Annotated in this window: 9 protein-coding genes and 1 pseudogene; 1 reads left to right on the forward strand and 9 read right to left on the reverse strand. The window is 52.4% G+C overall.

Going from position 1 to position 11,925, the window contains the following annotated elements; all coding sequences use genetic code 11:
• The first annotated feature begins 43 nt into the window (after nt 1–43).
• Nucleotides 44–2,101, forward strand: a complete 2,058-nt coding sequence (locus C7M51_RS18405; RefSeq protein ID WP_160622988.1) for an AsmA family protein — start codon at nt 44–46, stop codon at nt 2,099–2,101.
• Between the two features lie 104 nt (nt 2,102–2,205).
• Here C7M51_RS18405 and C7M51_RS18410 read toward each other — a convergent pair whose 3' ends face one another.
• The 9 genes and pseudogenes from C7M51_RS18410 to C7M51_RS18445 form a co-directional block, all read right to left on the reverse strand.
• Nucleotides 2,206–2,502, reverse strand: coding sequence for a DUF1963 domain-containing protein (locus C7M51_RS18410; protein WP_160622989.1), 297 nt, complete (start codon nt 2,500–2,502; stop codon nt 2,206–2,208).
• Between the two features lie 147 nt (nt 2,503–2,649).
• Nucleotides 2,650–2,802, reverse strand: coding sequence for an RHS repeat-associated core domain-containing protein (locus tag C7M51_RS22805; RefSeq protein WP_160622990.1), 153 nt, complete (start codon nt 2,800–2,802; stop codon nt 2,650–2,652).
• 68 nt (nt 2,803–2,870) lie between these two features.
• A pseudogene (locus tag C7M51_RS22810) lies at nt 2,871–3,002 on the reverse strand (sugar-binding protein); the annotation flags it as partial.
• 160 nt (nt 3,003–3,162) lie between these two features.
• Nucleotides 3,163–3,792, reverse strand: coding sequence for an imm11 family protein (locus C7M51_RS18425; RefSeq protein ID WP_160622991.1), 630 nt, complete (start codon nt 3,790–3,792; stop codon nt 3,163–3,165).
• On the reverse strand, nt 3,789–5,189 hold the full coding sequence (locus tag C7M51_RS18430) for an RHS repeat-associated core domain-containing protein (RefSeq protein ID WP_160622992.1): 1,401 nt from the start codon (nt 5,187–5,189) through the stop codon (nt 3,789–3,791). The genes C7M51_RS18425 and C7M51_RS18430 overlap by 4 nt, the downstream gene beginning before the upstream one ends.
• 366 nt (nt 5,190–5,555) lie before the next feature.
• On the reverse strand, nt 5,556–5,960 hold the full coding sequence (locus C7M51_RS18435; protein ID WP_160622993.1) for a hypothetical protein: 405 nt from the start codon (nt 5,958–5,960) through the stop codon (nt 5,556–5,558).
• Complete coding sequence (locus C7M51_RS18440; RefSeq protein WP_160622994.1) at nt 5,957–9,565, reverse strand: RHS repeat-associated core domain-containing protein; 3,609 nt, start codon at nt 9,563–9,565, stop codon at nt 5,957–5,959. The genes C7M51_RS18435 and C7M51_RS18440 overlap by 4 nt, the downstream gene beginning before the upstream one ends.
• A 601-nt stretch (nt 9,566–10,166) precedes the next feature.
• Nucleotides 10,167–10,295 carry a hypothetical protein gene (locus C7M51_RS22615; protein ID WP_280116103.1) on the reverse strand — a complete coding sequence of 43 codons (129 nt, stop codon included), beginning with the start codon at nt 10,293–10,295 and terminating at the stop codon, nt 10,167–10,169.
• 11 nt (nt 10,296–10,306) lie between these two features.
• Nucleotides 10,307–11,899 (reverse strand): hypothetical protein, encoded by a 1,593-nt coding sequence (locus tag C7M51_RS18445; RefSeq protein WP_160622995.1) that lies wholly within the window; start codon nt 11,897–11,899, stop codon nt 10,307–10,309.
• Nucleotides 11,900–11,925 lie beyond the last annotated feature (26 nt).

Genomic DNA, 11,925 nt, shown 5'->3' on the forward strand with positions numbered 1-11,925 from the left:
CTCTACTATCTTTACCAGACAGATTGCAGGTAAGGAGACGGAGATGTCACGCGCAGGAAAAATTGCCAGCTGGATTATCGGGATTTTATGTTTGTTGATTGTAGTGATTATTATTGTCATCGCTACCTTCGACTGGAATCGCCTGAAACCCACCATTAACCAAAAAGTATCGACAGAATTAAACCGTCCCTTCGCCATTCGCGGCGACCTGGGCGTTAACTGGGTGCGCAATCGTGATGAACCAGGCTGGCGTCGTTGGGTACCCTGGCCGCAGATTCACGCTGAAGATATCATGCTGGGTAACCCGCCGGATATCCCCGACGTAACCATGGTGCATCTGCAACGCGCCGATGCCACTATTTCGCCGCTGGCGCTGTTGCATAAAGAGATCTTCATACCCTGGATTAAGCTACAGCGGCCTGATGCTCGTCTGATCCAGACGGCGGATAAAAAGAACAACTGGACCTTTAACCTTGCTAACAGCGGCGAGGAAGAGGAGCAGAAACAGACGCCGTCCGCCTGGTCGTTTCGGCTGGATAATATTCTGTTCGATCGCGGTCATATTACCTACCGCGATGCGGTGAATAAGGCTAATGTCAAAATGGATGTCGATCCGCTGGGCAAACCGGTGCCTTACGGACAGGTTGCTGGCGGCGATGATAAGCAGAAGGGCGCGGCGGACTTTGTGTTTGGCTGGCGCGCCAGCGGCACCTACAACGATCAGCAGCTACAGGGCAGCGGCAAGCTGGGCGGTATGCTGTCGCTACGCAGTAAAACCACGCCGTTCCCGGTGCAGGCCGAAGTACGCAACGGCACCACGCGCGTTAATATTACCGGCAGCTTACAGGATCCAATGAACCTGGGCGGCCTGGATCTGCGCGTGCGTTTTTCCGGCGATACGCTGGCTAATTTGTATGAGCTGACCGGCGTACTGCTGCCCGATACGCCGCCGTATGAAACGGATGGTCATCTGCGGGTCAAATTCCGCGACAAGGACGGTGCCGTTTTCCACTATCAAAATTTTAATGGTCATATCGGTGACAGCGATATCCACGGTTCGCTGACCTATACGCAGGGCAAACCGCGTCCGAAGCTGAGCGGAGAGGTTGAGTCGCGCCAGCTGCGTATGGCGGATCTTGGCCCGCTGATTGGTGTGAATACCGGTAAAGGCAGCGAGAAAACCGCGAAGGCAAAAGCGCAGCGCGGCGATACCTCTACGCAGCCCGCCGATCGCGTGCTGCCGCACGATCGCTTTGATACCAAAAGCTGGGACGTAATGGATGCCGATGTGAAGTTTAGCGGTAAGCGTATCGAACACAGCGATTCGCTGCCGTTAAGCGATCTCTACACCCATCTGGAGCTGAAAAACGGCGATCTGTTGCTCGATCCGCTGCGTTTTGGCGTGGCGGGCGGCAATCTCAACGCCACCGTCCGTCTGGAAGGAAGCCGCACACCGATGCGTGGCCGCGCCGATCTTCATGCGCGTAAGCTGCATCTGCGCCAGCTTTTCCCCGGCGTCGAGGCGATGCAGAACAGCCTGGGGCAGCTCAACGGCGATGCTTCGCTGAACGGCAACGGTAACTCGGTGGCGGATCTGCTGGCGACCAGCAACGGTGAAGTGAAACTGTTGATGAACGATGGCGTTATCAGCCGTAGCCTGATGGAGATTGTTGGCCTGAACGTCGGCAACTACGTGGTTGGCAAACTGTTCGGTGATGATGAGGTGCGTATCAACTGTGCGGCGGCGAATCTGGACTTGCGCAACGGGCTGGCGACCTCGCGGCTGTTTGTGTTTGATACCACCAATGCGGTGATCAACCTTTCCGGCAACGTTAACTTCGCCAATGAGCGAATGGATCTTAATATTAATCCGGAGAGCAAGGGGATACGTATTATCACTCTGCGATCGCCGCTTTACGTGCGCGGCACTTTTAAAAATCCGGACGCCGGGGTGAAAACCGGGCCGCTACTGGCTCGCGGCGCAGCTGCCGTAGCGCTGGGTGCGGTAGTGACGCCAGCCGCCGCGTTGTTGGCGCTAATCTCACCCAGCGATAATGAGGATAATCAGTGCATTAACGTGCTGCAACAGATGAAAAAGTAATAGCGAAATAGCAGGAAATACAGCCGCCTGTAACGCAGGCGGCTGTGGCAGTCGTGATAATATTGGGAGACGTTATTTTTACATGTCTGCTGTTTGAAGCATGATTAATAAAATTCGATAAATGACTTAACTTCAATGCAATCGAAACAGACGAATACATAAATCATGCCGCAATCTGCAATACAGTAGTTATCATTGATTGAATCTAACTGTGCATAAAAACTCATTTGTTCACCACACTCTGGACAGTCAGGCCAGACGCCGCCCTGAATAAAATCGGGGCTGCCACCTAATTTATGACGAGAGCCGATAGGTTCAGGTGCCTTTTTAAATTTAGGTAAGGCTTCAGCCTTTTTAGTCAGAGGATGAGGTATAAGCTGGAAAGGTGGAATTTTTTTCATTAATTTACTTCCTGTGTAGATATATCTGCCTAACTAAATCCTGAGTTATCCATTTATTTCTGTAAAAGCAAAAAGCTAGCTTCTGTCGCACGGCTACTACAAAACTATTATTAATGGCAACGGGGCAGTTTGTTCAAGCGAAATTTGTCATAACTGGATACAGACGGACTCTGTCGGGCAATCTGTTGAGTCCTGGCTGATAAAGCTGCCGATCTGTGGATTGTAGTACCGGTGGCGGTTGTAGTGTAAACCGGCCCCTTTATCATAATACTGCTTCTGAAAGCGCGGCGGGTTATGCACGCTGCTGCGTCAGGCAGTTTTATTGCGCCCCAGGGATAGTAGTGCGCTTCCCAGGTGATATTGCCGTCTCCGTCGGTCAGGCGCAGCGGGCAGCCGTTGAGGTCGTTGTGATAATAGTGGATGCGCGTATCGGGCTGCGTGCGGTCGGGCAGCAGGGCGAAGGGGATAAAGCTGCCGGGCCGGTAAACGTACTCTTGTATGGCGGGCCAGAGAGGAGAGCGCGCGCCGCCTGTTTGCGCCGTGCGGCGGCGCTGGCGTCGTCAGGGTCAGCAGATGGTTAAGGACGTACTTGTTTAGTAGGCTAATAAATAAAAAACCGGAAATAATAAAAATTCCCAGCAATACTGTAAGATATATCCATTACAACCATCCTTCCCAAGCATCGTATTTATATTCATTATCTATTGGCTTAAACGTAATACCTTTTAATCTAAGAGATTCAAATTTCTCTTTAAACACACCAGAGCATACGAACTGAGATATATCTTGACAAAAAAACAAGTGACTAAACACATCATCTACAATACAGAATCTATCTATTTTATCATAATATGTTTTATCTAATCCTCTATCTTCAGGAGTATTAAGTTTGCCACTATCTATATCTTCAGATATAGTGAAGATTGATTTGTTCTTATCCAAAATAGATAAATAGTCCAAAACGAAGAAAGTATAATATTTTTTAGCTGGTGTTTTGTTTCTAAATAGTTTTATATCTGTTGGAATATGAATAAAATTTACATTAAGATCTTCACATAACTCTAAAAAATCATAGGATACCAAATTATCATTAATAAAATAGTCTCCATCGAGTTGGTATGATTTGATTTTTAAAGTATATTTTTTTTCAAAGTTTTTTGCACAAGGTGGCCTTACATAAATATCATAATCAGGTAACTCTGGTATCCATTCTTTATCCATAAAATGAGGAATACCTTCGTCATTAGGAGCATATTGAATAATATAAAAATCACTATTGATTTTATTCATATTAACCTCCCGGTATTAGAATCAACCCTAAACACTCCGTTCTCAAGCCCTTCTTTAGCCCAGTTTTGTATGTTTTTTATACCTAATGCTAATTGAGTATCACTTAATCTATTTGCTTGACTTGCAAGTTGAGTTAATTTATTTCTTATTGCTCCTGTATATTGATTATGATTAGACCAATGCCCTGGCAAACCTATTTTATCAGAGAGAGCTTTTGAGCCAGGCAAGAACATACCATTAGATGCACCATCGCCATCCCACCCAAATTTCTTAAGTCGGTCAAATAGTCCTTTAAAATTTCTATCTTTTATTAGTTCTTCAGGAATAAGATGATGATTAGCCATTCCATCACCTTTTCTGGCTCCCATATTTTTTCCTAAAGCACAACTATCAAGCCCCAGTGGATCAATCCATCCCAGCGGATTAGGTACATAACTGTAGAGGTTCAACCCATCCAACAGCCCTATCGGGTCCTGGCTGATAAAGCTGCCGCTGTGTGGATTGTAGTACCGGTAGCGGTTGTAGTGCAAACCGGTCTCTTTATCATAATACTGCCCCTGAAAGCGCAGCGGGTTGTGTACCTGCTGCGTCAGGCGTTTTACCCCGCCCCAGGCATGGTATTGCGCTTCCCAGGTGATATTGCCGTCGCTGTCGGTCAGGCGCAGCGGGCAGCCGTTGAGGTCGTTGTGATAATAGTGGATGCGCGCGTCCGGCTGCGTACGGTCGGGCAGCAGGGCGAAGGGGATAAAGCTGCCGGGCCGGTAAACGTACTCCTGGATGGCGGGCCAGAGTGTGCGCGCCGCCTGTTTGCGCCGTGCGGCGGCGCCGGCGTCGTCAGGGTCAGCGGCGGCGGTGTCCGGCAGGCCGGGCGTGCTGTTGGGGCGGGTCACCTCGCCGAGCAGGGCGTCGCCGTCCCACCAGAACCAGGTGGTTTCCTGCGCGTTGCGTTTGAACACCCGCCGCCCGGCGGCATCATAGCCATATTCGGTGGTGTGCTGCCTGTCGCGCGTGCCGCGCAGGCGGTGGTTGCCGTCCCAGCGCAGCTGGCGATGGTTGCCCTGACGGTCGCTCTGGCGGCGCAGGTTGCCCGCGCGGTCAAACAGGTAGCGCACGCCGTGCAGTTCGCCTTCGCGCCACCAGCCCTGCGGGGAGTCATCCTGCGCCCGTATCTGCGTCAGCAGCTGATTGCCGGCGGCGTCCTGAATAAACCGGGTGACGCGCCCTTCCGGGCAGGTATGGGCCAGCAGCCGTCCCACCGGGTCATAGCTGAAGTATTCGTGTCCCAGGCGGCTGTCGCTGCGCGCTTCGGGGTTGCCGTTGCGGTCGTAACGGTAGCCGGTACTGAACAGTCCGCTGTCGTGACGGCTGACCGTCCGGGAAACCAGCCGGTCTCGCACGTCATGGCGGTAGCGGCAGCCCAGCGTCTCGTCCTGTAGCCTGCCGCAGGCGTCATTTCGCCTCCGGCGGGATCCATGCTGAAGATAAGATCGCCAAAGTCGTGAGACGCGCGCACATCTCACCGTTAAAATATCGGACGGCTGTATTGTGCTGGTTCTGGACAGCGATGAAGTGAACGCGCTGAAGCACAGCGGGAGCGCCTGCGCCAGCAGTTGCGGGAGATTAAGCAGGCTAACCGGGAGATCCAGAACGCTACTAAAATGGCGCTCCGGGGAATGAAGGTTTAGAATCGTAACCTACTGGTAAGTAAAAATAGCCGGGAAGGTCGTGGTATATCTTTCCTGGCTATTTTTACGGCTACAGTGTTAAATAACTCTTTTAGTTACTTCTAAGTAGTGATTGTATGTTTCTTTGCTAAAATATTTACGAGATAAATTATAACTATAATCATTTCCCATCAATGCTTCAAAAATACATGTATTTAACACATCTCTCATGGATTTATCATCCCCCAAAAATATCTCATCAATAAATGAAAATATTTTATATATTTCACGCTCAACATAATCTCTATTTTTATAAATTTGTTTCAGATTAGAATAAAAATAATTTTGAGAAGACTTAACATCAGACATGTATATGTTGATTAAATCTAAAATAAATGATCCAAAAGCACCATATGTCAGATAGACATCATCTTCACCATCATATGTTCTATCAAACATAGGAAAACATGCCTTTAATTTATGAACAGCAGTATCTATTGTCATGGAATAAACCCTAGAGCTTCTTTTAGATCGCTCATCAAATAGCTGGCCAAACTTCTATCAGAACCACTGAGCACCTCTCCTTTATATTTCCCTGTGCCACTGGTAAGTCTTTTAAGTGCTTCCAGATAGCTTGTTCCCTTAGCTATATGATCAGAACCACCGACTAATTGCCCTGTGGTTTTCGTATACAGTATAGATGCCGCAGTTCCTCCATCAGGAATATTTGCTCCGGGACGATATAGTTCAGAGAAAATACCTTTAAGCTTGATGTTATCTATAGAGTCAATAATTTCTTGTCGCTGAGAAGGTGAAATGGCATAGTTATTCTTTCTTGCATTTCTTAACGTATTAACAGAACAGGTATCAAGTCCCAGCGGATCGATCAAATTTAACGGATTCGGCGCATACGCATAAAAATTAATGCCCCCCAACAGCCCTATCGGGTCCTGGCTGATAAAGCTGCCGCTGTGTGGATTGTAGTACCGGTGGCGGTTGTAGTGCAAACCGGTCTCTTTATCATAATACTGCCCCTGAAAGCGCAGCGGGTTGTGCACCTGCTGCGTCAGGCGTTTTACTCCGCCCCAGGCATGGTATTGCGCTTCCCAGGTGATGTTGCCGTCGCTGTCGGTCAGGCGCAGCGGGCAGCCGTTGAGGTCGTTGTGATAATAGTGGATGCGCGCGTCCGGCTGCGTACGGTCGGGCAGCAGGGCGAAGGGGATAAAGCTGCCGGGCCGGTAAACGTACTCCTGGATGGCGGGCCAGAGTGTGCGCGCCGCCTGTTTGCGCCGTGCGGCGGCGCCGGCGTCGTCAGGGTCAGCGGCGGCGGTGTCCGGCAGGCCGGGCGTGCTGTTGGGGCGGGTCACCTCGCCGAGCAGGGCGTCGCCGTCCCACCAGAACCAGGTGGTTTCCTGCGCGTTGCGTTTGAACACCCGCCGCCCGGCGGCATCATAGCCATATTCGGTGGTGTGCTGCCTGTCGCGCGTGCCGCGCAGGCGGTGGTTGCCGTCCCAGCGCAGCTGGCGATGGTTGCCCTGACGGTCGCTCTGGCGGCGCAGGTTGCCCGCGCGGTCAAACAGGTAGCGCACGCCGTGCAGTTCGCCTTCGCGCCACCAGCCCTGCGGGGAGTCATCCTGCGCCCGTATCTGCGTCAGCAGCTGATTGCCGGCGGCGTCCTGAATAAACCGGGTGACGCGCCCTTCCGGGCAGGTATGGGCCAGCAGCCGTCCCACCGGGTCATAGCTGAAGTATTCGTGTCCCAGGCGGCTGTCGCTGCGCGCTTCGGGGTTGCCGTTGCGGTCGTAACGGTAGCCGGTACTGAACAGTCCGCTGTCGTGACGGCTGACCGTCCGGGAAACCAGCCGGTCGCGCATGTCGTGGCGGTAGCGGCAGCTCAGCGTTTCGCCCAGCGTCTCGTCCTGTAGCCTGCCGCAGGCGTCATAGGCAAAACGGCTGGTTTCGCCGTCCAGCGTGACGGCGACGGGCTGCCCGCAGCGGTTATAGTGCCACTCCGTCCGGTGACCGGCGTCGCTGTGCCGGCTGATGCAGTTGCCTGCGGCATCGTAACGCCAGTAGATGCCCAGCCCGTCCTGATGCTCCTCCGTGAGACGGCCTGCGGCATCATATTTACGTGTGACTTCGCGCCAGGGATTAAGCAGCGCCGTCACGCGCCCGCAGCGGTCATAGCGAAAACGTTCCTCCAGCGTCTGTTCTCCGTCCCGGTAGCGTTTCTCCGTCAGCCTGCCCATGCGGTCATGGCGGTATTCGGTGAGCTGTCCCAGCGCGTCGGTGCGTGCAACCAGATTGCCCGCCTCATCGTAGCGGTAGTGGGTCTGCTGACCGTAATAATCTTCGGTTTGTATTATTCTGCCCGCCCCGTCGCGCCGCAGCCGGTAACGCTGGCCCAGTTCGTTCACCACCGCCGTCAGCTGCTCCTCGCTGTCATATTCACAGCGCACCGTTTTGCCGTCCGGCGTGGTGCGGCTGGTCAGCACGCCCATGCCGCTGTAGCTGAACCGGGTTTCGCCGTTCAGCCCGTCAACGTGGCGGTTGGGATTATCGCAGGCGTCCCAGCCCAGCGTCTGCACGCTGCCGTCCTCCGCCTGCCAGCGGATCAGTCGTCCTTTGACATCGTAATCCCAGCGGCGGTGGCGGCCCGTGGCGTCGGTACGCTGGCGCAGCAGGCCGCGGCTGTCGTGGTGGAACGTGGTGCGTGTGCCTTCGCCGTCGGTGTGGCTGCGTAAGAAGCCGTAACGATCGTATTCCAGCTGCGTTTCGCCACCGGCGGGATCCATGCTGAAGATAAGATCGCCAAAGTCGTTATAGCGGTAGAGGGTGATTTGCCCCAGCTCATCGGTCTGGCTGATGAGCTGGCCGTCCCGGCTCCAGTCGTACTGCCTGACGGCACCTTCCTCATCGGTCTCTTTTATCAGGCGGTTATCAAGCCAGACGTAAAGGCGTTTGCTGCGATCGGGATGGGTCAGGGTACAGAGGTTACCGGCATCGTCCCACTCAAAACGGGTTTCGCGGCGTGCGGCGTCGACCTGGCTGACGGGACGCCCGACTTCGTCGTAGCGATAGCGCGTGGCGTTTCCTTCGGGATCGATTTCACAGATCGGCAGCCGATCCATATCAAACTGGATTTGTGTACGGTTGCCCAGCGAGTCGGTAATTTCAACTTCGTTGAGCAGATCGTTATAAATGAAGTGGTAATCATACAATCCGTCATCGCCCCAGGAATGGCAGACCCTGTCCTGTTCATCATACTGATAGTGAAAGGTCAGGCCGCTGCGCAGGCTATGGCTGATCATTTTTCCCTGCTGCCAGCCGTAGCGGCGGCATAGGCCAGCTGCATCCTCTTCGGCGGTCAGCTGGCCGCGATCGTCATAATGATAGCGCGTCAGGGGCAGGCTGGACTGGCTGTCTTCATCACAGAAGGTCAGCGCCGTCAGGCGATGATCGTGCCACTCTGCCTGTAGCGTACGTCCCCGCTGGCCTGCGGCATCCCACTCTACCAGCTGCTGTAGTTCTCCATTGCGGCGTACAAACTGCCAGCGGTTACCAACCAGATCGCTTATCGCCTCCAGCAGCATCGGCTTTTGCGGCAGCGGCTGTGTGGCGGGATAGCGAAAGTAATAACGTTTTCCTTCTTTGGTTTCCACCACCAGCTGGTTGCTGTCTACATCTTCAATTTGCCAGACCACCGCGCCGTCCACCAGCTCCATCACGGCATATTCACGACCTGGCGCGGCAGGAAAGCCGGGAAATACGGTGATGGTCAGTGCCTCGCAAAAGAAAAGCGCATCCAGCTGCGCATCATAGCTAAGCTGTATATCCGCCGGCGTTTGCCAGCCTTCACCACATGACGGGGCGAGCAACGCAATGGGAAAAGGTGCTGAGCGGTAATAGCGCGTCCAGTCCAGCGGCAGCCGGCCTGGTAAATGGAAGTCCTGATGTTCAATGACTACGCTGCCGTCACTAACATCTACCGGATCGCCGAAAAGTAAATCATATATTTTCTTTCCGGCTTGCTTTGCTTTTATTGCGTATTTACCTAATTTTTCCGACAGTTTTTGGCGCCATTGAGAGTTAATTACTTTTTCGCGCAATTCCTTTGCCCAGGGGGTATCAATCGCTTTATCTATTATTTTCGAAGCGCCTTTTATAAAAATATTAGCTGCTCCCTTTATTATTGCGTTAGCAATGATGGCTTGCAGATTAATAGTGAGAGCCCCGCCTACTTTTACATTGTTATAAAGAGCCAGATTAATCATAAGAGGCAAATGAGGGGATAAGAACGTTGGCTTTATTGCATTTTCAGGACGAAATGGGCGAGGTAAACCAAACAAATTACAGCTTAATACAGGAACTTTAAAACTTGACATTGGTGCGCCGTTAGCAATAACAGTGCTACTACCCATAAAAATTTCGTCAAGATATTCTGGGCCTGAAGCCATTTCTAAGGGAGGAAGCCATAAACCGCCTATAGGAATATGTATAGAGAAACCGACAGTCCCTGCTACACTACGATTCAAGTTATTAATGGTTACTGTAGTAGATTTGAAAAGCAACTCAAAGGGGTCGTAAACTTGGGAAATAACAGGTGTAGGTAACGGAAAAGGGAAATTTTGATAAGAATGAATATCAACGCCCAATTGCGGATCGGTATAGCAGGTTGAGTGAGGCATCTTTTCTTCCCTGAATAGTGGCTCAGATAATTTTTCTCAGCGCATTTAAAAACGATCTGGCTTCGTTGCCATATCCTTCACCCATGCCGATCACCAGAATCATCATGATGACAATGGCACCGCCGATAATCAGACATCGCTTCTTTGTCATAAGGCTTCCTTTCATCCGCTGGTCGACACTTCTGCCTGTAGCAGCTGTTCCGTTGATTTTGGTTCCGGCACCATAAATGACAGTGGCGCATCCCATTCAGCTGGCTCTTTATCCAGCGGATGAGCAATATCAGGACTGCCGCTCCAGTTCGGCGTCAGTAGTTCACGTCCGGCAAAGATAATGCGCTGAAACGGAATGCTGGCCTGACGTATCAGCTTTTCGCGCTGCTGGCAGCAGTGCAGAAACGCCTGTTCCATCGCCTGCTCCATCCGTTGCTGTAGCTGGGCGGTTTTTTCCGGTGCCGGATATTTGCCCAGCGCCAGCGCCTCTTTTTCAGCCTTACGCTGTATGTCCGTCAGCTGGTTGCAGTACACTTGGGCTTTTTTCTCCAGCGCCTCAGCCCTGGCTTTATCCTGCATGGTCAGCAGCGCATGCAGCGTAATGCCCAGCGAGGAGAACTTACGCTCCGCCAGCGGGAGCTGCGTCGCCGCCCGTACCGCTTCGGTATAGAACTTTGTCGCCAGCGTGGTATGGCCGCTGCGCTGATAGCAAAAGCCCGCCATGCGGTAACCTTCGGTTGCATATAGCGGATGTGGTATATGTTGCGCTTCAACGGCGGCGCGCGCGTAAACCTCAGCGGCCTGCTCATAGCGTCTGGCGGTAAACCAGGCACCCGCTTCGCCAAATAAACTTTGCGTAATCAGCTGATATTTAATCGCCGGCTGTTCAATCCGCGCTGCCCGATCCGCTGCCAGCCGGTAAGCCTGTACCGCTTTAGGAATATCCTGCGCTTTCAGCCATGCACCCGCGATAATGCTGTGCATAACTACCTGTTGCTCAGGCCACCCTTTTTGTTGTGCCAGTTCCAGCGCACGCTGCGCTCGATCGGTTACCTGCTGCGCGGTGCCATGTTGCAGCAGTACCATACTGTCGGACATATAGCGGCGATAAAGAAAAGTCTCGTTATCCTCGGTGCTCCGGCTGGCAATCTCTTTTATCAGTGTATGCTGCTGGAGATCGGGGGTTAGCTTCTGTACATCGTGCGGCCAGGCTTTTTCCAGCGGTCGCCAGCATGGATTGCTGTGGCTGTGGAGCAGCATAAAGCGCAGGTTGGCGGGCCAGGCGCTCTGGAGCGCCAGCTCAATCCACTGTTGCCAGGAGCTATGCAGGCTGACGGTATCGGGCGAGAGGACAACCACAAGGTAACGAAACTGTGCCTGATAGTAGTGTGCGAAGGAGGATAGCGCGGCCATAAAGCCATCAACCGAGTCGCATTCCGCCAGCGGCGGAGTATACCACTCTGTCGCCAGCTGTTGCTGGGCCAGCGCTTCTCTGCTGTTTTGATAGCTTTCCAGCAGCTCATGGCGTAGCGCGCGGCTGTAGCCAAACAGCGTATCAAACGGCGCGCGAAAAGTGATAAACAGATCGGGAAGTTCGTAATCCGATTCTCGCTGTTGCAGTGCCGTAAAAGCGTAAATAAGCGATTTCGCGTCGTCCTCTACTTCCCAGAGGAAAATACGGGCATTACAATCGCTCTGCTCCAGCCACAGGTGTTTTAATATCGCCATTCGCTGTTCGACGGGATTTCTTTCTAACGCGATCATAAAAAATTTTCCTGAGACATAGAAAT

Origin of the sequence: Mixta intestinalis (assembly GCF_009914055.1) — a bacterium.
GTDB classification, from domain to species: Bacteria; Pseudomonadota; Gammaproteobacteria; order Enterobacterales; family Enterobacteriaceae; genus Mixta; species Mixta intestinalis.